General features: G+C 45.6%; 17 protein-coding genes. 11 read left to right on the top strand and 6 right to left on the bottom strand.

The genetic code is table 11. From position 1 onward, the window contains the following. Together QUA54_RS08875 and alaS are read right to left on the bottom strand one after the other, a co-directional pair. The coding region (locus QUA54_RS08875; protein WP_445301540.1) for a tetratricopeptide repeat protein at positions 1-1,076 on the bottom strand (1,076 nt) is incomplete at its 3' end. A gap of 284 nt (positions 1,077-1,360) precedes the next feature. Continuing rightward, entirely contained in the window at positions 1,361-4,015 is a 2,655-nt protein-coding gene (gene alaS / locus QUA54_RS08870; RefSeq protein ID WP_333414208.1) for an alanine--tRNA ligase, read from the bottom strand. 538 nt (positions 4,016-4,553) lie between these two features. Here alaS and QUA54_RS08865 point away from each other — a divergent pair. The 8 genes from QUA54_RS08865 (at position 4,554) to QUA54_RS08830 (ending at position 18,176) form a co-directional block, all read left to right on the top strand. Next, complete coding sequence (locus tag QUA54_RS08865) at positions 4,554-4,757, top strand: hypothetical protein (RefSeq protein WP_333414207.1); 204 nt, start codon at positions 4,554-4,556, stop codon at positions 4,755-4,757. A 256-nt stretch (positions 4,758-5,013) separates the two neighbouring features. Next, positions 5,014-5,622, top strand: coding sequence for a hypothetical protein (locus tag QUA54_RS08860; protein ID WP_333414206.1), 609 nt, complete (start codon positions 5,014-5,016; stop codon positions 5,620-5,622). 6 nt (positions 5,623-5,628) lie between these two features. After that, positions 5,629-8,328 carry an OmpA family protein gene (locus QUA54_RS08855; protein ID WP_333414205.1) on the top strand — a complete coding sequence of 900 codons (2,700 nt, stop codon included), beginning with the start codon at positions 5,629-5,631 and terminating at the stop codon, positions 8,326-8,328. Between the two features lie 2 nt (positions 8,329-8,330). Beyond that, a complete protein-coding gene (locus tag QUA54_RS08850) occupies positions 8,331-8,867 on the top strand; it encodes a Rab family GTPase (RefSeq protein WP_333414204.1) in 537 nt (178 codons plus the stop codon). Continuing rightward, positions 8,864-10,417 (top strand): PAS domain-containing sensor histidine kinase, encoded by a 1,554-nt coding sequence (locus tag QUA54_RS08845; protein ID WP_333414203.1) that lies wholly within the window; start codon positions 8,864-8,866, stop codon positions 10,415-10,417. The genes QUA54_RS08850 and QUA54_RS08845 overlap by 4 nt, the downstream gene beginning before the upstream one ends. Positions 10,418-10,477: 60 nt before the next feature. Then, on the top strand, positions 10,478-13,261 hold the full coding sequence (locus QUA54_RS08840; RefSeq protein ID WP_333414202.1) for an adenylate/guanylate cyclase domain-containing protein: 2,784 nt from the start codon (positions 10,478-10,480) through the stop codon (positions 13,259-13,261). Between the two features lie 63 nt (positions 13,262-13,324). Further along, positions 13,325-17,053 carry a PAS domain S-box protein gene (locus QUA54_RS08835; protein ID WP_333414201.1) on the top strand — a complete coding sequence of 1,243 codons (3,729 nt, stop codon included), beginning with the start codon at positions 13,325-13,327 and terminating at the stop codon, positions 17,051-17,053. Positions 17,054-17,057: 4 nt separating this feature from the next. Beyond that, a complete protein-coding gene (locus QUA54_RS08830; RefSeq protein ID WP_333414200.1) occupies positions 17,058-18,176 on the top strand; it encodes an ATP-binding protein in 1,119 nt (372 codons plus the stop codon). Positions 18,177-18,204: 28 nt separating this feature from the next. Here QUA54_RS08830 and QUA54_RS08825 read toward each other — a convergent pair whose 3' ends face one another. Continuing rightward, positions 18,205-19,446 carry an FAD-binding oxidoreductase gene (locus QUA54_RS08825; protein WP_333414199.1) on the bottom strand — a complete coding sequence of 414 codons (1,242 nt, stop codon included), beginning with the start codon at positions 19,444-19,446 and terminating at the stop codon, positions 18,205-18,207. Positions 19,447-19,663: 217 nt separating this feature from the next. On the opposite strand from QUA54_RS08825, the gene QUA54_RS08820 reads away from it, so the two are divergent. After that, positions 19,664-19,942, top strand: a complete 279-nt coding sequence (locus tag QUA54_RS08820; RefSeq protein WP_172190183.1) for a hypothetical protein — start codon at positions 19,664-19,666, stop codon at positions 19,940-19,942. A 51-nt stretch (positions 19,943-19,993) separates the two neighbouring features. Beyond that, entirely contained in the window at positions 19,994-20,533 is a 540-nt protein-coding gene (locus tag QUA54_RS08815) for a DUF2231 domain-containing protein (RefSeq protein WP_172190182.1), read from the top strand. A 67-nt stretch (positions 20,534-20,600) separates the two neighbouring features. Here the strand turns inward: QUA54_RS08815 and cutA are convergent, their stop codons facing one another. From cutA to QUA54_RS08800, 3 genes are all read right to left on the bottom strand, one after another. After that, entirely contained in the window at positions 20,601-20,921 is a 321-nt protein-coding gene (cutA, locus tag QUA54_RS08810; protein ID WP_333414198.1) for a divalent-cation tolerance protein CutA, read from the bottom strand. A gap of 340 nt (positions 20,922-21,261) precedes the next feature. Continuing rightward, positions 21,262-22,161, bottom strand: a complete 900-nt coding sequence (locus QUA54_RS08805) for a pentapeptide repeat-containing protein (protein ID WP_333414197.1) — start codon at positions 22,159-22,161, stop codon at positions 21,262-21,264. Positions 22,162-22,413: 252 nt separating this feature from the next. Continuing rightward, the gene (locus QUA54_RS08800; RefSeq protein WP_333414196.1) at positions 22,414-24,891 is read right to left on the bottom strand and encodes a VIT domain-containing protein; all 2,478 of its coding nucleotides are present in this window, start codon (positions 24,889-24,891) and stop codon (positions 22,414-22,416) included. A gap of 317 nt (positions 24,892-25,208) precedes the next feature. Between QUA54_RS08800 and QUA54_RS08795 the strand changes: the two genes are divergently transcribed. Further along, a complete protein-coding gene (locus QUA54_RS08795) occupies positions 25,209-26,213 on the top strand; it encodes an Rpn family recombination-promoting nuclease/putative transposase (RefSeq protein ID WP_333414195.1) in 1,005 nt (334 codons plus the stop codon). Positions 26,214-26,318 lie beyond the last annotated feature (105 nt).

Here is a 26,318-nt window from a genome sequence, read left to right as displayed (position 1 = left end):
ATATTCTCACCCGGTTCTCCTTTGATTCTGTGACTGTAAGCAATTGCCAAATTATTTTGAGTCATCGCCCAATCTTGGGGAAAAGCATCGCTGGTGAGAACTTGTAAAGCTGCTTCATAAAATGCGATCGCCCTTTCGATATTCTCACCCGGTTCTCCTTTGATTCTGTGACTGTAAGCAATTGCCAAATTATTTTGAGTCATCGCCCAATCTTGCGGAAAAGCATCGCGGGTACGAACTTCACTAGCTGCTTCATAAAATGCGATCGCCTTTTCGATATTCTCACCCCGTTCTCCTTCGATTCTCTTACTGTAAGCAGCAGCCCAATTATTTTGAATAGCGGCCCATTGTTCCGGGAAAACAGGGCGAGTAAGAACTTCACTAGCTGCTTCACAAAATGCGATCGCCTTTTCGATATTTTCACCCCGTTCTCCTTTGATTCTATTTCTGTAAGCAATTGCCAAATTATTTTGAGTCATCGCCCAATCTTGCGGGAAAGCATCGCGGGTACGAACTTGTAAAGCAGCTTCATAAAATGCGATCGCCCTTTCGATATTCTCACCCCATTCTCCTTTGATTCTATTTTTGTAAGCACCAGCCAAGTTATTTTGAATACCGGCCCATTGTTCGGGGAAAGCTGCGCGGGTGTAAACTTGTAAAGCAGCTTCATAAAATGCGATCGCCTTTTCGATATTCTCACTCCGTCCTCCTTTGATTCTGTCACTGTAAGCTTCTCCCAAATTATTTTTAATAGCTGCCCAATTTTGGGCATAAGTATCTCGCTTAAAAATTTGCAGTCCCACCTCATAGCCTGCAATGGCAATTTCCATATTGCTGCTCTTACTTCCCAGCGGAAACTTTTGAATCAAATCACTGAACTTAAGAATATTAATAGTAAGGTTTGTAGCTTGGCGAAACTCAATTTCTGCCAGAGTTTGAGTAGCCCACTCGCGCAAAACTGAGGTGAAGTTATCATCGATTAGTTCGAGATTGTTTTGCAGGATCGCGATTTGTTCGTCCCTTGGGGAATTGAGGAGGGATTGAATCAGGGCGAGATAAGTTTGTTTTTCGTTCATTGGACTACTCATTTTTGAGATATTTTACATTTATTGTGGGGGAAAAACAAACTATGGCACGACACGGGTTTTGACACGGATACACGGATGGATTAGGGATTAATTGATTATGATGCCCCCGGCGATTGGAAATCGCGGCTACACAAACAATGTCCGCCTACGCGGACGAAGAGGGTATCCGGGGATTAAAAATCACCGGGTGGAATCTTCAACCCTTGCCTTGCGGGTTTTGTCTGTGTAGCCGCAGTTTCAACCGCCGGATGTCTCAACGGCCGAGTTTCTTCCTAATTAACCAACCCTTCAACTAACAAATTGCGAGCACTTTCCAACGCTGACTGCAACTTACTTGCATCGCGTCCCCCAGCTTGCGCCAAATTCGGCCGCCCGCCGCCTTTTCCGCCGCAAATTTGAGCAATTCCCCCGATAAACTTGCCAGCTTGCAATCCTTTCTTATTGACTTCAGGACTAAAAGCAGCCACCAAACTTACCTTATCCGGTTCAGGAATTGATGCCAAAACAACCGCAGCATTTCCTAACTTTTGCTGCAATCTTTCCGCCGCAGTTTTCAGCGCTTCCGTATCCACATCTCCCAATTGAGCTACAATGATTTTGAATTCGCCGATCGCCTCAGCCGCACTCAGCAACTGGTCGGATTTCGCGATCGCCAATTCCGACTTCACAGCAGCCAAATGTTTCTGAGTATCCTTCAACTCATTCTGCAAATTAGTAATCCGGTTCGGCAATTCTTCAGGCTTCGCCTTAAATCGATCGCCCAAATCGCGCACCACCTTATCGCGCACGTTCAAATAATCTAAAACAGCTTGACCGGAAACCGCTTCAATCCTGCGAGTTCCCGCCGCTACCCCCGCTTCGGAAACAATCTTAAACAGCCCGATTTCTGCCGTATTGCTGACGTGAGTTCCGCCGCACAATTCCATCGAAACGCCGGGAAAATCGATAACCCGCACCACGTCGCCGTACTTCTCGCCAAACATCGCAGTCGCGCCTTTTTCTCTCGCAAGGGCGATCGGCATTTCTGCAACGACCGCAGCGTGCGCCTCAGCAATCCAACTATTAACTAAATCCTCAATTTTCTGCAACTCTTCTGCTGTGACAGCGCGGGGAGAATTGAAATCAAACCGCAATCTCTCAGACGATACCAGCGAACCAGCTTGCGAAATCGAATCGTCCACAATTTTTCGCAAAGCTGATTGTAATAAGTGAGTTGCTGTGTGGTTGGCCTGAATTCGGCGGCGACCGCTATTGTCAATTTTCGCAGTAATACTATCGCCAACTCTCAGCGTTCCCCGTTCCACAAAGCCGAAATGCACGAAGAAATCCGATTCCTTCTTCACATCATCAACTCTTACTAACAAACCATCACCATTATCTCCGCTTTTCAAATAACCTTTATCCCCAATTTGTCCGCCGGATTCAGCATAAAACGGCGTTTGGTTCAAAACAACTTGTACCTCAGTGCCTGCGGCTGCTTCCTCCACAGATTTGCCGTCAACCAAGATAACTTCCACCTCAGCTAAACTCGACAATTCAGCATAACCGACAAACTCAGTTCCCTGGATAGTTTCAGCCAACTTATCCAAAGAACCCTGCACCGTCAAATCGATTGTTTGGCGAGCATCTTTAGCGCGAATTTGCTGTTCCTTCATCGCCGCTTCAAAGCCGTCTAAATCCACAGTAATTCCCTGTTCCTCAGCAATTTCTTGAGTCAGTTCTAAGGGGAAACCGTAGGTATCGTAAAGAGTGAAAGCATCTTTACCGCTGATTTGTTGGTTGGTTTGCTGTTTTGTGCGATCGACAATTTCCTCCAGCAGCTTCTCTCCGCGTTCCAAAGTCTTGAGAAACTGCGCTTCTTCCCTTGCCAATTCCGCCTTAATTTGAGCTTCCCGCAGCCGCACATTCGGATAAGCTGCTTCCGAAAGGGCGATCGCACTTTCAGCCACCCGCACCGTAAATTCGCCCTGAATTCCAATCAGCCGCCCGTGGCGCACCACCCGGCGAATCAACCGCCGCAAAATGTAACCCCGGCCCACATTCGACGCGCGAATTTCGTCCGCAATCATGTGCACCACAGCCCGAATATGGTCGCCAATTACTTTCAGCGAAACCTTGACTTTTTCATCGCTATTGTGGTAATCAATCCCGGCAATTTCCGCCGCCGATTGAATGATCGGAAAAATCAAATCTGTTTCGTAATTATTGGGGACTTTCTGGAGGATTTGCGCCATCCGTTCCAGTCCCATTCCAGTATCAATATTTTGATTTTGCAGCGGTGTTAAATTGCCCTCTGCATCTTTATTGTACTGCATGAAAACCAGGTTGTAGAATTCAATAAACCTGCTATCATCTTCGAGGTCAATATTGTCGCCTCTTTCTGGGTGGAAATCATAGTAAATCTCCGAACACGGGCCGCAGGGGCCAGTCGGGCCGGATTGCCAGAAATTGTCATCTTCTCCCATGCGCTGAATCCGATCGCCCGGAATGCCAATTTCATCGCGCCAAATCGCAAAAGCTTCGTCATCTTCTCGGAAAACGCTAACAACCAAATTGGACGCTGGTAAACCGAAAACTTCCGTGGAAAGTTCCCACGCCCAGGCGATCGCCTGTTTCTTGAAATAATCCCCGAAACTGAAATTACCCAACATTTCAAAAAACGTGTGGTGGCGGGCGGTGCGGCCGACGTTTTCGATGTCGTTGGTGCGGATACACTTTTGAGAAGTCGTGGCGCGCGGTGATTCGGCGGTGCGCTGTCCGAGAAATATCGGCTTGAATTGTAGCATTCCGGCGATCGTCAGCAACACAGTCGGATCTTCGGGCACCAAAGAAGCACTCGGCAAGATTTTATGTCCCCGCTGAGCATAAAAGTCGAGGAATGTTTGGCGGATTTGGCTGCCACTGAGAAACTTAGGAGAAATAGACATGACAAAAACAGTTAAGTATGTAAAGATGTAGCAGCAATAGAACTTACATCTATGTGGATATTTATATCATTATACTTAGTAATGTAAAGACCTATCAAGTTTTGCAAATAGTGCTTTACTGCTTGGAAAGCTCGTGCTAACTTAATAATAGACACCCGGACAGAAAGAGAAAGGAGGTCGCTATATTTAGAAAGAAAGTTCGAGGATATAGGCATGGTGTCTCCGGTCTAGATTCCCAGGCGCAGCAGAAATTAACCGAACACAACTTGGAATAGTGGCGAACTGCCGATCGAGCAGTCAAGCCAAACCGCAGTCGAGTCAGACTTAGTTGTAGTTGCAAATTAAAAGTAAAGCTGCACAAGTTGTAAACCCTAGTAAGTAACAGTTCTCAATCGGAAACACATCTCGTTTGTTAAAAAAAACAAAGCTCTCCTATTATTGGGTCCGATCGCTGTCGATCGGGCCCTATGAATTGTTATAGGGCGATCGCAAGAGGAGAGGGTTAGAGAGGGAGAGAGGGCAGAGTTCGACTGCATAAATGCTTTTTGCTGAAAAGAAACTTCCCTCAGAGTCGATCGGCGATCGATCGGTGCAGCTTTTGAGTTATATCTTATACATAAGACCTGTGCGATCGCGGCCGCAGCTTTTTGCCGGGGCTCAAGCCCTGTGGTATGAGGCACTGTCAAGATGCGATATGATTGAAGATGTCAGTCAAGACATTAAAACCTACCCCGCTTTATAGCAGTCTACGCTTCTGTGAGCTTGCTGCAAGGCAAGGATAGCAAACCGCCATTCATTTGTGGTGACAAAACCTGGCTCAATAATTTGAATCTCAGGATATTTAGAGTCAATATTCTCAAAAATTCCATCCCCGACGCAAGGGTGAGAGTTCAAACAATAAAAGCCCGCCCACTCAAAAAAGCTAGTGCACTAACAACTGTCGTAAATCACTAGCACACTTCTTAAACTCACAATCTCTGGAGATTCCAGGTACAAGCATGGCAGAAATAACTAAAGAAGAAATGCGCGAACGGCTGGGAAATATCGACCAGATTCGCGATATAATTTTTGGAGCGCAGCTTAGAGAATACGACAATCGCTTCGATAAAATAGATTCCGACTTGTCGATGATGCAGCAAGATATGCAAGCTCGCATCGAACAAGTAAAAACAGTTCTGTCGGCAGAAATGAAGGCGGCAGTTGATTCGTTAGAAAAGAAAGTTAAATCGCTCACCTCAAACACCCAAGAAGAAAGCGCAGACATCCGTCAGCAAGTCGATCGCGTTAACCGCAAATTCTCCAGCAGCATTGAAGCCCTCGACGAGGCGATCGACAATCAAACCAGTTCGCTTCGCAACGAACTCTCCCAAAACAGAGAGCGGCTCTCCGAAGAAACTCGCACATTAAAAACACAGGTTTTTGAAGAACTAGATCGCCGCTTTTCCATGCTCAGAGATGTTAAAGTTTCCAGAGACGACATGGCAGAAATTCTGTTTGAACTCGGCATGAGGCTCAAAGGAACAGAATTTGTTCCCGAACTTAAAGGCGTTGCTGATAATAAGTTAAATAACGAATTTCTGTTGCCGGAGCGCCACCATCACGGATAATAACGCATGGCTTTACCGAAAGAAAATCCGGCTGACGAAGATGAGTTAGAGGGTTTTGTTTCTAAACCTGACGAGTCCGCTGCCGATGCAGCAACCCAGCTAGAACCCTTGCTGAATCTGTTAGTCGATCTCAAAATTATTGCTGGTTCAAACCAGCAAAATGCAGAGCCCGAAGGTGACAGCAGCAGCGAAAACGATCGAGCTGGGGCTCTCGGCGGGTTGATGGATTTGTTAGGTATTTCTTCAGAAAAGCAAGAGGAAGTTGCAGCGAGTCTGCCCGAAACTGGCGATCGCAAACCGGAGTCTGGCGATTCCCTGGCTGTTGCAGACGAGTTCAAAAATTTGCTGTTCGCTACTCACAAACTCAACTCTTCAGAACTGGAAAAAGACTATTCATCAGCTAAAACTATAGATGTTTCAGCGATCGTCCAGCCGGATTTGGAGGAGAAATCAGAGCCACTCCCAGAGTTGTCTGACTTGACAATGAAAGATTCTCTACAGGAAGTACAGGCTCAAAAATCCCACGGCTTCGATCGGCATTTACAGGATGTTTCCCCTCCCGAAACCGAGTCAAAATTCTCGGTAATTCCCCATAACCCCATAGTTTCCCCAGTCTCAAATCCACCAGAAACTGGATATTTAGATGCTGCGATGGCTTCGGCTTTAGAAATCCCAAACTTACTAGAACAGCCGACAGAAATATTAGGCCAAATTAAACAAGACTTAAATGAAGCCGACAGCGCGATGGAAAGGCTGCAAAATCTGATGTTCGGCTCAAAAATGTCGGATATCGAGCAAGTCAAAAATCTTCTGGCAGAAAACGACTTGCCGGGGGTGCGCCACCTGATGGCAAAAATCGACGATAAATTAGGAAAATTGGAGCACCAAATCTACGAACCCCAAGAGTTGATTGAGTTGATGCTGCCTTGGATCGCAGAAATTCTCAGCCGCAAAATTGCCGACTCCAGAGAAGAAGTTGTCAAGGCGATCGGGCCAATTATTGACGAAGTGATTAGGGCAAAAACTCAGGAAAACAAGTCGGCAATGAGTGCGGCAATAGCTGAGCTGCTTCCCGACGCACTTGCTCAACAAATAGTCAATTCGCCAGCGGATATTGCTAAGGCGATCGCCCCAGAAATCGGTCTGGCAATTAAAGAGCAAATTCGCCTCGACCAAGAGTCGATCGCCCAGGCCCTCGCCCCGGAAATGGGCAAAGCGATTACAGCCCAAATAAAACTCGAACGCGACTCTATGGTGGATGCCCTCTATCCCGTAATTGGCAGTACAATTGCCCGATACATGGCAGAAGCTATCAAGACAATCAATGAAAAAGTGTCCAATGCCATCAGCGTCGAAGGATTCCAGAGAAAAATTCGCTCCAAAGTACAACGAGTCTCCGAAGCTGAATTAATCCTCCAAGAATCAGTACCCTTTACCGTCCAAGCAGCATTCTTAATTCACAAAGCATCTGGCTTGATAATTTCCGAAGTTCAAAACTCAGAAAGCTACCAGTTAGAATCAGAAATGGTAGCAGGAATGCTCACAGCTATTCGCAGCTTTGTTAGCGAGTGCATCGTTGAACCCGGAGAAGCTTCAGAACTCAATCAAATTGAATACGGCGACTCCAAGATTATGCTAGAAGTAGCGGGATACTGCTACATGGCAGTCGTGATTAAAGGAGAACCGCCACATTTGTTTATCAAAAAACTGCGGCAAACAGTTAGTGATCTGATCCTTAATTACGCTCAAGAAATCCACGAGTTTAACGGCGATCCCGGTACTATACCGGAGTCGCTGCACCCGTTCCTAAAAAATTTATTCGACCCGCTTCACAAAGAAAAATCAACAAAACCCCCGATCGCCCTAGCGGCTATCAGTTTAGCAGCCCTGAGCTTAATCTTAGTACCTTGGGGAATTTATCAGTACCACCGCAGCATTGACCGCCGCCTCGAAGCAAATGCCGCTTTAGCTTTAGCATCGACCCCAGAATTAGCGGTTTACCGCTTAAATGCCGACGTTGAAGGCAACACTCTCAAGTTAACCGGACAGTTGCCAAATGCACAATTGCGGGCAAAAGCTGCAAAAATAGCTGCATCAACTGCACCCAATCTGAAATTAGAAAATAAAATTGTTGCTGTAGATGTACCCCCAGATCCTGTTTTGGCAGCGGCGGAAGTGCAGCGGATCACCGCTGTTTTGAACCGCTTGTCGGGCGTTTCTATTTCTAGTCGGTATGGCGATCGCAAAGTTACAGTAGATGGCACAGTTATAGACCTAGCAGACACACAGAAAATAGCTCAGTCCTTGAAGCAAATTCCCGGTGTTCAGTCGGTCATCAGTACGGTTAAATTAGATCCCCTGAAAATTACAAGCCGCATCTACTTCGAGCCAGGAACCACAAAATTAGACTCTACATATGGAGAAATCATCGCCAGTGTCAAAAATTTCATGGCTCAATATCCTCAAAAACATATTAAGATAATTGGACACAGCGATCGAACTGGGGAACTTGCTACAAATCAACAGTTGTCGCTCAAGCGTGCCGAAGCAGTGCGAGATGCTTTAGTGCGACAAGGTGCTGACCCGAAGCGCCTCCAAACCGTCGGCAACCCCAATCCTCCTGCCGACGTGGAACCCAATCAACCGCGCCTTTTAAGCAGATGCGTGCTATTTGAACCAATAACTAAGACCGTAAACAGTAAATAATTATGTCAGTTACTATATCTAAAAAAATGTGCATGATCGGCGATTTTGGCGTCGGCAAAACCAGCCTGATCCGCCGTTTTGTCGATCGGCAATTCAGCGACCAGTACCTGTCCACTGTGGGAGTAAAAATTTCCCGAAAAAGCGTAGAATTAGAAGGCGTAAAACAGCGGGAAAACGTGACTGCACAGTTGCTAATTTGGGATTTAGAAGGGCATACAAAATTCAAAGGAATAGCACCGACTTACTTGCAGGGAGCTAGCGGCGTTTTAATCGTTGCCGATGTCAGCCGCTCCGAAACAGTTGAGCGAATCTCCGAACACATTCATCTTTTTTCTTCAGTCAATCCCAAAGGGTCAATAATCATCGCTTTGAACAAAGTAGACTTGATTGACGAGGAAAAATTGGGGGTGCTAGTGGAAATCTCCCATTCGATAGGTCAAGACAAAGTAATAGCAGTTTACGCGACATCTGCTAAAACAGGCAAAGACGTTGACGAAATCTTCTATAAACTAGCTTACACAATGGTAGAACAAGCATGAATCCCCTTTTTAGAAAGCTCTTAGGTCCGCGACAAACAGAGTATTTGGTAGTAAATCACAATTTCATCATTCAGGAAACCTCCGCCGAAGTCCACAATTATGCCGATACTCCGGGCGACGCGATACCCGGTGCAGATGCTCGCACGAGTTTTCCAGAACTGATTGGCATTGAAAATATCCTCATGTCTATCATTATGGGACGGCTGCCGAGTTTTGATCTCAAAGGTATCGCTCGGTTTGCCGACCACAACCGCCCTTTATACTTTGATATGTTGGCTATCAAACATGAAGACGAACAAGAAGATGTGCCCAGTAAATTGCTAATTTTGATTGAAGATGCCACCGAAAAGATGGTGATGAAACAATCGTTGATTCAGAGGGCGAATGAAGCTAATCTTTTGGTGAGCGCCTTAGCCGCTTCTAACGATTATATAGATAAAGTTATTCGCTCTATGGGCGATGCTTTGTTGGTGACAACAACATTAGGAACTATCAAAACAGTCAATCAATCAGCACAATGGTTATTTGGGTACAGCGAAGCAGAATTGCTCGGCCGCCCCCTCTCCACAATAGTAGTCGAAGAAAAATTGCTTTACCAAGCTCGCCACCGCTATATTTTGTCTCATAAAGAGCTGCTAAAAGAACTGGAAGTAATCTGCACTACTAAAGCAGGAAAAGAAATTTGGGTAGAATTTTCCTGTGCGGCAATTCAGACAGAATTACAGGAACTTTACGATTTCATCTATATCGGCAGGGACATCACAGAACGCAAGCAACAAGAAATAGAAATTCGCCGCTCCTTGGCAAAAGAGCAAGAACTCAGACAGGTAAAATCTCGTTTTTTTTCGATGCTCGCTCACGAATTTGGCAATCCTTTAAATACAATATTATTTGCTACTAAAATCCTCCAAGACTACGGCGACCAAATCACCCACGCGGAAAAACAAGAATACCTCGAACACGTTAAATCAGCATCTAAACACATGGCTCAGCTATTAGATGACGTGCGGTTGCTCAGCAGCGCCGAAGCCGGAAAACTCGAATTCAATCCCGTACCAGTTGACTTACAAAAATTTTGCAGCGAGTTAGTAGAATCAATTAAAATTAGTTACGCAAAAAATCATACAATTAATTTTATTTGCCCCGTGTTAGTTCCGCCCGGAAAAAAAATAGAGAACGAGTCGGAGGAAACGCAAAACTGGCCCGCACTCGATGCAAAATTGCTGCGGCACATCTTGACAAATTTGCTGTCAAACGCTGTCAAATATTCGCCGATAGGCAGCAATATTTATTTTGAATTAAATTGTGACAATGAAGAAGCTAAATTTCAAATTAAAGACGCAGGCATTGGCATTCCTATCGAAGACAGAGAACAACTCTTTGAATCTTATTACCGAGCGCAAAATGTCGGAAAAGTACCAGGTACAGGACTGGGTTTATCCATAGTGAAGCTGTGTGTAGACTTGCACGGAGGTCAAATCGAATTTTCCAGCGACACAGGGTTAGGCACTACCTTTGTAGTCAAAATTCCATTTTACAAACAGAGATAAATAGATTAATTTCAGATAATTCGGTACAACAGAGGGCGCATTCACTACTACAAATCTTACATGAAAACCTTATTTAAAAAACTGTTAGTTCCCCACCACTTGGAGTACCTAGCGCTGGATAAAGACTTTTTAATCCAAGAAATTTCTCTCAAAGTGCAGCGGTTTGCCGATAGTCCCGAGGAAGTAGTCGCCGGCAACGATGTCCGCATTCCCTTTCCCGAATTGGTGGGAGCTGAAGAAATTTTAATCGATATTTTTGAAAGACGTTTGCCCAATTTTGAATTAAAAGCGATCGCGCGGGTATTAGGAAATGGCTTGCAGCTTTATTTTGATATGTATATCGTCGAGTTCACCGATGACGATAATTATCAGAGATTAATTATATTTTTTGAAGACGTAACCGACAGGATGGGTTTGGAACAAACTCTAGTCCAAGCTACCAATGAAATGAATATTTTGTTGACTACCTTAGCCGCTACTAATAATTATGTTGAAAAAATTATTAGTTCAATGGTCGAAGTTTTATTGGTAACAACAGCCTTGGGAAAAATTAAAAAAGTCAATCAAGCGGCTCAAGATTTGTTCGGTTACAGCGAATCAGAATTAGTAGGCCAGCAAATAGACGCTCTTGCTGCTGTTGGCTCCTCTTTGCAAGCAGTCAGCCAAGATCCGCCTCAACAATCTCAAACTAACACCGAAGTAATTTGCCGGGCCAAAAACGGACAAAAGCTAACAGTTTCGTTTTCCTGTACGGCGATTTCTACTGACATTAAAGGCATTTTTGAAGCAAGAGTCGCCGTTCAAGATTTCGTGTACATCGGCCGCGATGTGACAGATAGACAGCGCGCCCGCCAGCGACAAATAGTTCAGTACGCAACCACCCGCATCCTGTCGGCATCCGAAACAATCAAAAAAGCTCTAGCAGCAATTCTCCCCGCAATTTGCGACAGCTTGGGATGGGATACTGCCGAACTTTGGATGCCAGAAGCTGGGGAAAAACTGCTGTCAGAAACTAAGAGAATAACTGCGGTTTCCGACCCCAATTTGCGGTGCGTCGCCAGTTGGACAAAACGCTCAGTTTCTATCCCCAAATTTGCCGAATTTACCGAACAAATGACCTGTGCGTTTGGTGAAGGATTGCCCGGTCTCATTTGGGCCAGCGGTTCCTCTCAGTGGATTGCAGATGTCACAGAAAGCGACTGTTGTCTGCGCCGAGAAATCGCCGCCCAAGAAGGACTGCACGGAGCTTTTGGCTTCCCAATTTTGGGCGACTACGAGCAGGAAAATTCTGCTAGGTCTGTGTTGGGGGTAATGATTTTTTTCAGCCGGGAAGTGCAGTGTTTTGATGAAGAATTGCTTCAGACAATGGCAACCATCGGCAGCCAACTGGGTCAATTTATCAAGCGCAAGCAAGCGGAAATAGCTTTGCGGGAAAGCGAAGAACAACTGCGAGACTTATTTGAAAATGCTACAGACTTAATTCAAAGTATTGGAGCCGACGGTCATTTTTTGTATGTAAATCGGGCTTGGCGGGAAACTCTGGGCTACAGCGAAGCAGAAATTGCTCAAATGACTGTGTTTGATATTATTCATCCCAACAGTTCCCAAGAGTCTCTGGATATATTGTATCAAGCTATTATCAATAAAAACGTAAATGAAAATACACTTTGTCCAGACTCAATTCGAGCAATATTTATTACTAAACATCACGAACAAATTTTGTTGGAAGGTAGCATAAGCTGTAAATTTGCGGAAGGTTCGCTAGTAGCGGTTCGCGCTATTTTGCGAGACATTACTGCTCGAAAGATGGCAGAAGACGCCCTCGCAAAATCTGTGTCCCTGCTGCAAGCAACTTTTGATTCTACTGGGGACGGTATTTTAGCTATTGACAGCAGAGGAAAAATAGTCACTTTCAATCGAGAATTTGTGGAAATGTGGGGCATACCTAATGAAGTGATGGCACTCCGAGACGACGCCGCAACGATCGCCTTTGTCCTGAACCAACTCAAAGATCCCCAAGCATTTCAAGAGAGAATAGAATCGCTTTACGAACAGCCAAAAGCCGAAAGTTACGACTTGTTGGAATTTCAAGATGGCAGATTTTTTGAACGCTATTCGCAACCGCAGCGGCTCGGAGAGAAAATTATCGGCAGAGTCTGGAGTTACCATGACATTACGGAACGCAAGCAAGCAGAAGATGCCCTGCGGGAAGAACAAGAAAAATCAGAAAACCTGCTGTTAAATATCTTACCCAAGGCAATAGCAGAACGCCTCAAGCAAAACGAAACTACTATTGCCGAATACTTTCCGGAAGTGACTGTTTTGTTCGCCGACATAGTGGGGTTTACTGCTTTGTCTGCCGTCATGAATCCGATCGAACTCGTGGAGATCCTCAATCAGATTTTCTCAGGATTCGACCTTTTGTGCGAACGGCACGGGTTAGAAAAAATCAAGACCATCGGCGACGCATACATGGCAGTAGGAGGACTGCCTGAACCCAGGGCAGACCACGCAGAGGCGATCGCCAAAATGGCCCTAGATATGCAAGCAGAAATAGCCCGATTTAATGCTAGCCATAATAAATATTTTAGCATCCGCATCGGCATTCACAGCGGCCCGGTTGTTGCCGGAGTAATTGGCATCAAGAAGTTTATTTACGATTTGTGGGGCGACACGGTAAATATTGCTTCCCGCATGGAATCTCAGGGTTTGCCTTGGCGGATTCAAGTCAGCGAAACAACTTATAAGTTAGTGGCAGACAAATATTTGTTTCAGGAGCGAGGAATTATTGAAGTTAAAGGCAAAGGGGAAATGAAAACTTATATTCTCCTTAGGCAAAAATAAGATCGGTCATAACTCATCAGTCATCAGTCCTCTGGCTGATGACAAAAAGTGTTGCTAAAGTTAATGAGCAATACTTTTTGGCCAAAACTGATGCAACTTGCTAATTTGCCAGCAAATTTACGATCGCCCGACGAAGTTGTGGAGCGCCACCCTGTGATGGTTGCGCCCTCCACTTGCCTCGGGGATGCGATCGCCCTGATGCGTGGGGCGATCGACCCTTGTCCGCCGTCTAATTCACCGCCGCACTCAAACGAAACGGTAAAACCATCGATTAGTTCCGTCTTAGTTGTTGATAAAAATCAGCTAGTCGGACTGCTAAGCCCGGAAGATGTGCTGAACTTAGCCGCCGAATACGAATGGCAAGACATGAAAGTTGCCGATGCAATGACGCGGAATTTAATTGTCTTAAAAGAATCAGAATTTAGAGATCTTTTCACCGCATTTAAGCTATTTTGTCAAAACTCGATTGATTGCTTGCCAATTGTGGATGAACGGGGTCAGCCCGTAGGTTTAGTAACCGAAAAAAGGATTCGCCCAGCAATGTATAGCTGGATCGAGACACTGCACAAAGAAGCGGCCAAAATCCCGGAACAATCCGAACTTTTAGACGGCAATTGTGAACTAGAAAAACGAGTCAGCGATCGCAAAAAATCCGAAAATGCCCTGCTGCAAAGCGAGGCGCGCTACCAGGCGATTGTAGAAGACCAAACCGAACTGATTTGCCGCTATCTCCCCGACGGTAAAATCACATTTGTCAATCAAGCTTACTGCCGTTATTTCGGGGTGCAACCGTTCGACTTGCTCGGCAATAGCTTCATGCCGCTGATCCCAGAACCAGACCGAGAAATTTTTCAAGAGCAATATACTTCTGTGTCTCCCGACAAGCCTATTTTTACTTGCGAACACCGAGTAATTTTGCCGAGCGGGGAAATTCGCTGGCAGCAGTGGATCGATCGGGCTATATTCAACGAGAGCGGACAAATCGTCGAGTATCAAGCAGCAGGTCGGGATGTCACGGAGCTCAAACAAACAGAAATCGCTTTGCAGCAGCTCAATGCAGAGTTAGAACTGCGAGTCCAGCAGCGGACTCAATGGTACGAACTGGCAGTATCCGCAGGCAAAGTGGGGGTTTGGGACTGGAATTTGGAAACCGACGAAATCTACATTGCTCCGTCTTTGAAAGCTTTGTTGGGCTATCAGGACGCAGAGATTCCCAACCGCATGGAAAATTGGGTGTCTCACGTTCATCCCGACGATCGAGTTGCAGTCGAGGAAGCAGTAAAGGCTTATCTAGAGGGTGTGGCAGAAAGTTATGAAGTTGAACACCGGATGCTGCGCAAAGACGGCAGCACCTGCTGGATACTTGCCCGCGGCAGCGCGATCCGATCGGCTTCCGGCAAGCCCTACCGGCTGACTGGCACTGACACCGACATTACGGATCGCAAATTGACCGAAGAAAAACTCCAAAACTCCGAAGCCGAACTGCTGGCGCTGTTTAATGCCATGACGGATATCGTGCTGGTTTTTGACGCAACAGGCCGCTACCTCAAAATTGCCCCCACGGCTCCCGAATTGCTGTACAAACAGGCTAATGAAGTCCTGGGCAAAACCCTCGCCGAAATCTTCCCAGAAGCAGAAGCTAATTTTGTGCTGAGCCACATTCGCCAAACATTGGCATCTAGGCAAACCCACAGAGTTGAATACAGCATGGAAATTGGCTGCAAGTTATTCTGGTTTGATGCCAGTGTTTCGCCCCTGGATCTCGATCGGGTGATGTGGGTTGCCCGAGACATTACCGCTCGCAAACAGGCAGAAGCAGCACTGCAAAAGAGCGAGGAAAAGTTTCGCAACTTATTTGACGATGCTCCGATCGCGATCGGTTTGACAAGCGTGCGCGACTACCGCACTATCAAAGTGAATGAAGCTCACCGCCAGATGTTGGGCTACAGCGATTCGGAGTTGGCGACCATGACTTTTACTCAACTGACGCATCCAGAAGATTTACAAGCAGAATTGGAGCAAGTCAAGGAGTTGGTCTGCGGCAATATTTCTCGTTTCGGGATCGAAAAACGCTTAATTAAGAAGAATGGCGAGCTGATCTGGGCAAACTTGACGGTGACGCTGATCCGCGACCGCGAGGGAATTCCTCTCTACAGCATGGAGGCGATCGAAGATATCAGTTATCGCAAGCGGGCAGAAATGGAATTTCAGCAGTTAAAAGAACGCCTGCAATTTTTACTGGCTTCTAATCCGGCGGTAATTTTTACTGCCGCACCTACAGGAGATTTTTGTACTACTTACATTAGCGACAACGTTAAGGCAATCGTTGGCTACGAACCCCAAGAACTGTTAGCAGATTCTCAAATTTGGTCGAGCCGGATTCACCCTGAAGACCGGCGACTATTTTTAGAAAAGTTTTCTAATTTGTCCGAGGGTAAAAATTGCATTTGCGAGTACCGTTTTCTGCACCGAGATGGACTTTACCGCTGGCTGCGGACGGAACAGAAACTATTGGTTGACAGCAGGGGCATTCCGATCGAAATTATTGGTTACGCCGCCGAGATCACCAATTCTAAATATGCCGAAATCGCGCTGCAACAGCAATTCGAGCGAGAACGGCTCGTGGAGGCGATCGCCCGTCGCGTCCGCCAGTCTTTGCAATTAGAAGAAATTCTCAACACTACGGTTGCCGAACTCCAGCAAGTATTGTTAGCCGATCGAGTTTTGGTTTATCAAATTTTACCCAAAAAGGGCGGGCGAGTCATTGCTGAAGCCGTGGCAGAAGGATGCAGCCAACTCGTGGATAGATGTTTTGGCGAAGAGGTTTTTCCGATTGAAAGTTATCAGCTTTATTTGCAAGGGCGAATTTCTGCGATTTCCGAACTAGATTCTCCCAGCATTACACCTTGTGTGATGGAGTTTATGAAAGAACTTCAAGTTAGGGCAAAGTTAGTAGTGCCGATTATTCAGCACAGCCGGCTTTGGGGATTGCTGATTGCCCACCAATGCGATGGCCCTCGTGAGTGGCAAGAATGGGAAATCAATTTATTTCACCAGTTGGTGAATCAATTAGCGATCGCCATTCAGCAATCTCTACTCTACCAGCAACTGCAAGCTGAATTGAGCGAACGCAAACAAGCGGAAGCAAATTTGAAAAACTCCCTCAAAGAAAAAGAAATTTTGCTCAAAGAAATTCACCACCGCGTCAAAAACAACCTCTGCGTAGTTGCCAGTCTGTTAGAATTGCAATCTAACACAGTTGCCGAACAGCAAATAGCCAAGATGTTTGAAGAAAGTCAGAATCGCCTTTACTCTATGGCTCTGATTCACGAAAAACTGTATCGCTCGACTAACCTGGCGCAAATCAATTTTGGCGAATATCTCGAAGATTTAGTAAGTAACTTGTTTCACTCTTACAATATTAGTGACAATCACATTCAGTTGCAGGTATTAGCTGAACCAATTTCCCTAAATATTGAAACTGCTAGTCCCTGCGGTTTAATTGCCAATGAATTGGTTTCAAATACCCTCAAACACGCTTTTCCTAATGGCACTAGCGGTACAGTTAGTGTAGAATGTTATCAAACGGGCGATGGAGAGATCAACCTCTTAGTTAAGGACAACGGCATCGGCTTTCCTCAAAACTTAGATTTTCGGAAAACTAACTCAATGGGCTTTCAAGTTGTCTGCACTTTAACTGAGCAGTTAGAAGGAAACATCGAAATGTCAAGACAAAATGGCACAGCCTTCCACCTAAAATTTAACGAGTTAAACTACTCTCAAAGGTTCTAAAATCATGGATTTAGCAGAAAAAGCAATTAATATTTTGATTGTCGAAGACGAACTATTAATTGCTAAAAGTTTAGCCCAAAAATTAGAAAAATTGGGATATCAAATCGCAGACATCGTTTCTTCAGGAGCCGATGCCATCCAGCGCGCAGGCGAACTGGAACCAGATTTAATCTTAATGGATATAGTCATCAAAGGCGACATTGACGGCATAGAAACAGCAGTAATAATCAATCAAGAATTAGATATCCCAATTATCTATACAACTGCCTATGCCGATGACGAAACTTTGCAGCGAGCCGAAAAGACTGGCTCTTACGGCTACCTCCTCAAACCGTTTAAACAAAGAGAACTGCACGCCACCATTAAGATAGCGCTGAGCAAACATCAAGAAGCCGTTAAAATGCAACAACTAATTGCATTGGCAGCAGCAAAAAGCGAAAACAGGTCTCGATTTATTTCAATGGCATACCACGATTTAAACACTCCTTTAACTACCATACAGCTATCGGCTGAAATGTTGGAAGATAGCGAATTGCATAAAACCCCAGGAACGACCAATAAAAATGTCGAGCGGATAAAAAAAGCCGTCAGCAATATGAGTGAATTGCTGGAGGAAATTTTAATGCTCAGCAAAGCCGAATCCGGAAAACTTTCCTTGAACTTAAATCCGGTAAATGTGATTGATTTGTGCAAATCTATTTTAGAAGAAATGCAACCACTCGCTACTCAAAAACACTTAGTAGCTTTCCGCAATCGAACAGAAAAAATCCAAGCCAATCTGGATGCAAAACTGCTGCAACACCTCCTCACTAATTTGCTGTCAAACGCTATAAAATATTCTCCTAATGGTGGGAATATATGTCTAGAATTAAGCTGTGAGGGTAAACAAGTAGTTTTTTGCGTTAGAGATGAAGGGATTGGCATGACAGCGGAATATCAGGGGAAATTATTTCAGCAGTTTGAACGGGGTGGGAATGTCGGCAAGATTAAAGGATCGGGGTTGGGACTTTGCATTGTCAAACACATAGTTGACCTGCACGGCGGTACAATAAGTGTGGAAAGTGAACTAGGTAAAGGTACTACATTTATTGTCGCGCTGCCTTTTTTAGTAATGAGTCATTAGTCAGTAGTCATTAGTCATTAGTTAGTAGTCATCTATCCTTCTTCCTTCTTCCTTCTTCCTTCTTCCTTCTTCCTTCTTCCTTCTTCCTTCTTCCTTCTGCGATAAATCGATCGGGAGATAAAAGCTCGATCGCCCTATCTTCTTCTCCCCCCGCCCAATTAGCAAATCGCTCAGCCAAAGCAGGTACAATAGCCAAAGGATTGCTGAGACCCGAAAAAACGTGCAATCCAGGGCGATCGGCAATCGGCCCCACTACGGGCAAATCATCAGCGCTAAATGCCACAATACACTCGTGCCAAGTTGCCGGTAAACCTGCCAAAGCAGGCAAAACCTTGGCGATTCCTGCACGAATTGCCGTTTCGCTGGTTTGGCGATCGACTTTAGCATTCAAATCGCTCAAACTGCGAGACAATTGCCCGATCCGCAAACTCCCATCATTAAACTGAATTGCACCCGAATCTAAAATAGGCGACAGCAACTCTTTACCCGGTTCATTCCAAAGAAAATCCACCTCGATTCTACTCGATTCAGCTTCCAATTCAAAACGTTTTAATACCGCAGGCATCACCAAAGTCCTGAGTTTCAAATCCACAGGTGCAGTTTCCAAAATCTCCGTGTGAGTAAAATAAACTCCCACAGAAACACCAGCGGCTTTTAGGAAACTCCGACTCCAACCTCCAGCACAAACAACAGCATTTTCACAACAATAAATTCCCTGCGCCGTCTTGACTCCAGAAATCCGATTTCCCTCTTCTATCAACCCAATTACTTCAGCAAATTCTAGACTTCCTCCCAACCGCAGAAACCCTTGACAATAAGCTTTATTTGTGGAAGTCGGCGAAATGTGACCGTGACGCACAGTCAGAGCTCCGGCGATCGCACTTTTATTCAGCAAAGGTTCCAACTCGCCAGCTTCTGCAACGCTCAAAAGCTGCGGAGGAATCGCAAAATGCGCGTAATTAGCCGCCGCTTTTTCGGCATCACAGCCTGCATCAATTGTCAGCAACAAATCCAACTCGCGAAACTCAGTATCAGCATCTAATTCCGCCGATAAATTGCGGTGGCGTTCGATACCTTCCCCACACAATTGTCGAGTTAAATCAGTCGTACCCGACCAATAAGCCAAGCCGCCGTAACTAAAACGAGTAGCATTTTGCATGGTAGGATCTCGTTCCAAAAGCAGCACACCAAAACCTTTTTTTGCCAGTTCGTAACTCAGTGACGCACCCGTAATGCCACCGCCGACAACAATCCAATCGTAACTTTTCATGGGCAACTAAAAGGGAAGGAAAATATTATGTTTAGATTTTAGCTTAGGTTTTTTTCCGAACCAGCCGAAAAGCCTCTACCTACAGGAAGAGGCTGCCTGCGATCGGCATAAATGAAACTTCCACCCCTCGGGAGATGTATGTGCAGGGAGATTTTTCGTTCAATAGTAGGAATTACAGCCAGCGTCAGCAAAAAATTAGAAACACCAGAGGGGTTTTATGAGTATCGACAAACCAGGCAAAGATATGGAGCGCACTGTCAATCCGGGCGATCGGATTTCCGAGGAACCGCAAAGCATCGAAGAAAAAGCCCAGCAACTGGCGGTAGACCACGTGCCCGACATCACGGGAGATGTTGTTACAGTTCCAACTTATGTGGTTGTAGAAGAACCGGATGGGGAAAAGAAAGCTTTGCACCACGTCAAAGACGCCGACGAAATTTCTGACGTAATTCGGCAGGCCCGCGTTGACGAAAATGGCGAGCGGGTTTGGGATTAATTTCAATCCAATAAAAATGGCTTAGTTGTACAAAAGTTATCTGTAGGAATCATGGAAACAAATCCCAGAAATAGTACGCCCTATCCCAATCTGCCGCCGATTCTCGAAAGTGACGACGCAGAATATCGCGACGCCGGCATTACGAGTACGCTTTCAGTTGCAGGCCATCCCATCCACCCCATCATCGTCATCTTTCCGGTAGCCTTTTTAGTAGGAGCCGCCGGCACGGACATCGGTTATTGGCTGACAAGCGATCCGTTTTGGGCGAGAGCTTCGGTTTGGCTGATGGGTGTGGGTTTTGCTGCGGGGATTTTGGCAGCAATCACGGGCTTTTTAGATTTTTTCAAAGTTAAAAGAGTGCGCGATCGCAGTGCCGGTTGGTTGCACATGGGCGGCAATGTGGCGGTTATGGTACTTACCCTGATTAACCTGGTGTTGCGACAAGGAAATCCGGCTGAGCCGATCGTATATACAGGTTTAGCAATTTCGATCGTCGTAGCAACCTTGCTGGGCATTACAGGCTGGTTCGGCGGCGAACTAAGTTTTCGCCACAAAATCGGCGTCATCGGTCCTACCAGTCATAATTCGTAGGTTTCTGACCATTTTTAGTAGGGACTTGAGTCCCTCTTTATTGGATAATTTAGGACTAAAGTCTTGGCTACAAACTTAAAGATTGTCCCAGCCAATTGAGATAAGCATCGCTGGCAGCGATAATAGGAATAGCAATAATTTCGGGAACTTCATAAGAATGGAGTTCCTGAACTTTTGTTTTTAAAGCCTCAAATTTAGCCAAATCAGTTTTAATTACCAACTGCCACTCTGACTCGGCTTGAATCTCGCCTTGCCAAGTATAAATCGAGCGAATTGGAGACAAACTAACACAAGCAGCCAGCTTGTGTTCAACTAGAGATTTAGCGAGATTCTCCGCCTCCGCCTCCGATGCCGCAGTTACCAGCACCACTCCATAATTAACAGTCATAACGATTTGAGATTTGAGATTAAAGAATAAATTTCAACAGAAAACCTTGAGCGTAGTTTCTTGTAAGGAGAGGGCAATGCCGTCTCCGGCGCGGATATCTGCCACTTTTAATAATTCTAGTTTGCGATCGCGCGGTTGACCGTCACCTTGGTTTTTTAATCCAAATACACGCGGTTAAAAGCCTCAATAAAAGTTAAAAAACCCGGTGTCTTTGTGGGCGAGTGCGATCGCGAACTAAATTAGTATAAAATTGAGGATTGTTAGAAGACTTTTTTAAATTGATATTAGTTTTTGGTTGTCATTGGTCGATAGCCAACAATTTCCCATTAGCAATTACCAATTACCCATTTGAAATCTCATCTACTTCCCAAGAATTGACTTGGCCCGCCCCAGCTAAGGAAAAGTAGCGCCTAGTAGATTCCGGCAAAATAGCTCCCGCCAATAAAGCATTATCTAAATTAGCTCCTATTAACGTCGCCTCACTCAAATCTGCCGCCATCAAATCAGCTTGACACAGCTTCGCCCAATTCAGATTTGCCTCTCTCAAACAACTTCCCCTCAACTTAGCCCCGGTTAAGTTTGCACCCGCCAACTTTACCCCCCGCAACTGAGCCGCGCTGAAATTCGCCCCTACCAAATTCGAGCCTTCCAAATTAGCTCCCATTAGTTTAGCTTCGCTCACGTTGACGCCGCTCAAATCTGCACCGCAGAGATTCACCCCTGTCAATTGCGCTCGCCGCAGACTGACTCCGGTTAATTGAGCTCCAAAAAGTTTTGCACTGTTGAGCCTTGCACCGTAAAGGTTTGCCCATTTAAAATTAGCTCCTGTCAGATTAGCGCCCAGCAAGTTAACTAATTGCAAGTCGGCGCTGCACAAATTCGCATTCCACAACGCAGCACCGCGCAGGTTTGCGCCCGTTAAAGTGGCGCCGCTTAATTTTACCCTCGGCAATTTTGCTTTTACCAAAAAAGCCCCGCTCAAATTCGCTTTTGTCAAATCTGCGCCTGAGAGTTTGGTTTCTCCCATTTTGGCAAAACTCAGATTTGTTCTTTGCATCTGTGCGCCTTTGAGTGTTGCTTTGGTGAGAAACGCCCTGCTGAGGTTGGCCCCGGAAAGATTAGCTCGCGAAAGGTTGACTCCGATTAAGATTGCTCCGCTGAGGTTTGCCCCGCTGAGTTCGGCTCCAGCAAAATCTCTTTCTCCTTTTTCGTAATTGTTGAGTAGTTCGCTAACTTCCATAGGGCGTGATACCTTCTATGATTGGGGGGTTTCGAGCGAGAAATCTCTAATCTTAAGGCTGTTTCAGAAATTAGACTGTTTCAGAAATTATACTGTTTCAGCGTTTGCCTCACAGTGTTAAATTCTGTTAACATTAGTTTCTGTTTTAAGGCGCTCTCTTAATAAAGATTTTATATCTTTCTCGTGGTAGCGATCCCCCTTTCGGTATTTTTGAATTAAAAGTTAATGTTTCTTGACATAGATAGTCATTCCTTAACGATCGACCGTAATTCGCAACTTCAGACGCAGCGTGCCCTTTAATCCTGCGGGAGGTTGCCAGGAACTCAAGGCCCTCTTGAGAGTCTCTACGGCGTCTGTTGCTTGCAGCGTCGAGGTTTGAGTATCTATCGCCACTCGGGCAACGCGGCCGTCTTGTACCGATAACTCCCACACCGTTTCACCGCTAACCCCCGCCGGGAGATTAACAGATTGCAGGTATTGAGTCAAAGCGGCGATCGCCCCGGCATCCAACCCTTCTGCGCTAACTACTTCCCAGCGAGAAGCCTTTGGCTCCGAGGGTTGCAACTCACCGTTACCTCGCTGCCGCGGCGGCGGCATAACAGGAGCTGGCATCACCGGCGCCTGGGCGCGAGTCGGGGTAGCGTTCCTAATGCCGCCCCTAGTTGACTCTGCCCCTCCCGACTCGAAAATACCTTCATAGCTGACACCCTGTGGCAATTCCACAGGTACTTGCACGCGGCGACGAGTTCCATCTGGTTCGACTCGCACTTCTTCGCTCACAGCCACAAAAGCCGTGTATTCCGACAGCAAGCGATAAGTCAGAGCAGTATTAGTTACAGCTTCTACCAGAGATTTAGTCTCGGCACCAAACATTTGATTCATTAAATCTTTAATGCGCGATCGACCCCAAAGTTGAGCTACCGCCGGATTGCCAAAATCCGTAGCGGTTGCTGCGACTGAAGTAGACTCCCGCTGCCGCCCGCCGGATTGAGCAAAATTAACAGGTAAAATCTGCTCGTAAGCTTTGCCGCCCGCAAGAGTGCCGCGGATGCGAAGTTGACCGTTAGATCGATCGGTCTTTTTCCCAAACAAAACTAGCGGCTGACTCGCAAACAAGTCTGGGGGTGCGATCGGATAAATTTCCGGTTTTTCCCCCACTCCTTCCCAACTAATTTGAATATTAGTCAATACCGGACTATTAATGTGACGAAAAAACTTTTCTGTCGCTTCTGCCGACGGTTCATCTTGACGAATTACTTGAGACGTGCCTCTTCCCACTTCCGCGATCCGGTTGAGCAAAAACCGATTCACCGAACTGCCGACACCAAAACTATAAAGTCGATTTCCAGGTTTCAGACTCCGCTGAACCTGAGCCAGCACTTCATTTTCATTACCAATGTAACCGTCAGTAATTAGTACAATACTCCGCAGCCTTCCCGTTGCCGCACCCGGAAAATTCATCACTGCTTGAATGCCGTTAAGCAGTTCAGTGCCACCGTTAGCCTGCAACTTGTCGATATAATTAATGGCGCTTTGTCGGTTGGCAGCCGTATTTGCTAAAGGAGTTGTTGAAAGTGCTTTCGCCGTGTTGGCAAAATCAATAATAGTAAAAGTATCGTTAGGATTCAGCCCTTGAATGAAGCGGCGCATCAACTCCTTAGATTTTGCCAGCGGTTCGCCCTGCTGAGAACCGGAAGTATCCATCAGAAACACGACATCTTTAGGTACAATTTCATTAGTTTTGTAGTTTAATGCCGGAATCAAATAAGTAGCAAAATGACCGCCCCGCTTGTCGGATTGAGTCAAAATAGTTGCCCGAGTATTTTCGCCCGCCACTCGATAGCGCAAAATTAAATCTTTATTGGGAATTGTGTCTGAATTTGCTAATTGGACTTGCACAATATTGCCGCTGCGGTCAGTTGTAATTTGATGGGAAGTAGATCGGACATCGCCGATCGCCACTCCGGCATCTATTTCTACCGAAACAGCGATATTGTGACCCGATCGCGTTCCCGGAGGCAAGACAGGCGGGTTAAGGCGATCGGCATCGGTCGAATTTCCCGAAATATAGCGCGGGCCAACCACCATTGGAAACACAAATTCGTAATCGCCACCGGCAAATTTGAGACTTTCGGTGTAGCGAATCGTAACTTCAATTTTTTCTCCGGGTTTGATGTTCGCCAGAGACTGAGTAAAAATATTGTCGCGTTCTTGTTCCAACAAACCCGCAGTCCGACCTTGCTGTCTGGCTTGTTCGTAAATTTCCAAAGCTTCCTCGCGGAGTTTGATATCAGCTTTAATAGTGCGATCGCCTATTTTAATTTCCATATCGTCCACCGCCGCTTCGTCGGGCAAAGGAAATACATAAACAGCTTCTAAAGATTCGGGAAAAGGATTTTCAAACTTCTGAACAACTTCGACGCGGGAGATATTGCCAGCAATTTTGGCTTTAACTTCAGTCTGCTTGAGAGGAAAGACTTGTTCTCTGGCCGTATTTTGAGTTTTGACGAACAAACCGCCGACTGGACACCGATTTTGTGGCGATCGCGCCCCATTGCACTTAACATCGTTACTAGCGAGGATTTTCGGCGACAGAGACAAATAATTTTCCCTAGGAGCTTTTGCCCGCGCCGCATTTGGAGCGAGCCACGCGCCACACTCGATCGCAGCGAGCAATGCGATACCAGCAGAAAACAACCGTTGACGGGATAGAACGCAGACAAACTTCATAGCTGTTTTTTTTTAGCAGATTTGAGGTGCTTTGTTAATCATGACCTTACCATTGGCGAAACGTTCCTGAGTTAGCTTTTTGGGACAATGACTCAGGGCCTGTGCCGATTTTAGATTGACTCTACAGGCGCTTGAGGGGGCTGGAACTTTTGTTTGAGCCATGATTGCTGTGGGCGACTGCTGTCGGCTTGCATCCTTATTGGGGTGATGTCGGTTGGGGCGATCGTCCGCGAAGCCAAACTACAAAATTGTATGATAGTTAAATAATTAAATCACTCTAACCTCAACCTCTCAATCTCTAATAAATTGAAAAAGCCATGAATTTTATTAACCCCAAAACCGACTTTGCCTTTAAAAAAATCTTCGGATCTGCTGACAGTAAGGACATTTTGATTAGTTTCTTGAATGCCATCCTCTACGAAGCACAGCCAGTCATCGAAGATTTAGAAATTATTGACCCTTATTTAGCTCCCAAAATCAAAGGAGTCAAAGATACTTATTTGGATGTAAAAGCTAAAATTAGTGGCAGCAAAACTGTGATCATTGAAATGCAGGTGTTGAATGTAGAATCATTTGAAAAGCGAATTTTATACAATGCTACCAAAGCTTACTCAGTGCAATTGAAAAGCGGAGAAAACTACAACCTGTTAAATCCCGTGATTGCCTTGACGATAACAGATTTCCAAATGTTTGAGCATCTGGAAACAGTAATTTCGCGGTTTTGTATCAAAGAGAAAAACAACTTGGTCGATTATTTGGCGGATGAATTAGAATTTGTATTTGTTGAGTTGCCCAAATTTGACAAGACTTTAGCAGAATTAGAAACTCTGACTGATAAGTGGATATATTTCATGAAAACAGCTCGGACGTTAAGGTCTGTGCCGGAAGAGTTGGGAAATGTACCCGAACTCCGCAAAGCTTTTACAATTGCCAATGAAGCAAATCTCGATCCTGATGAATTGGAGGATTTAGAAAGGCGAGAAATTTTTATTCAAGACCAGCGCGGGGCAATTACCAAAGCTACCAGAATCGGGATAGAACAAGGAATAAGACAAGGCATCGAACAAGGCATCGAACAAGGCATCGAACAAGGCATCGAACAAGGCATCGAACAAGGCATCGAACAAGGCATCAAACAAGGAAATATGACATTAATTGTTCGTCAGTTGGAGCGCAGTGTCGGCCTGCTGTCGCCGGAGCTCAAAATCAGCATCGCTCAGTTATCCGCTCAGCAATTAGAGAATCTAGGAGAGGCACTATTAGACTTTGCCAGTGTGTCAGATTTGACAACTTGGTTGCAAGCACATAACGATCGTCAATGATGGGTCAAATGGGTGTAGGGGCAATCCCCCGTGGTTGCCCTTATGGATTACCTATGTCACATTTGAGTCTGACCTGGCATTAAAACATCTAAAGTCGAAAATCCT

Origin of the sequence: Microcoleus sp. MOSTC5, from assembly GCF_036701825.1 — a bacterium.
Classification (GTDB): domain Bacteria; phylum Cyanobacteriota; class Cyanobacteriia; order Cyanobacteriales; family Microcoleaceae; genus Microcoleus; species Microcoleus asticus.
The sequence above is the reverse complement of the archived record's forward strand: the minus strand, read 5'-3'. Positions and strand labels throughout refer to the sequence as shown.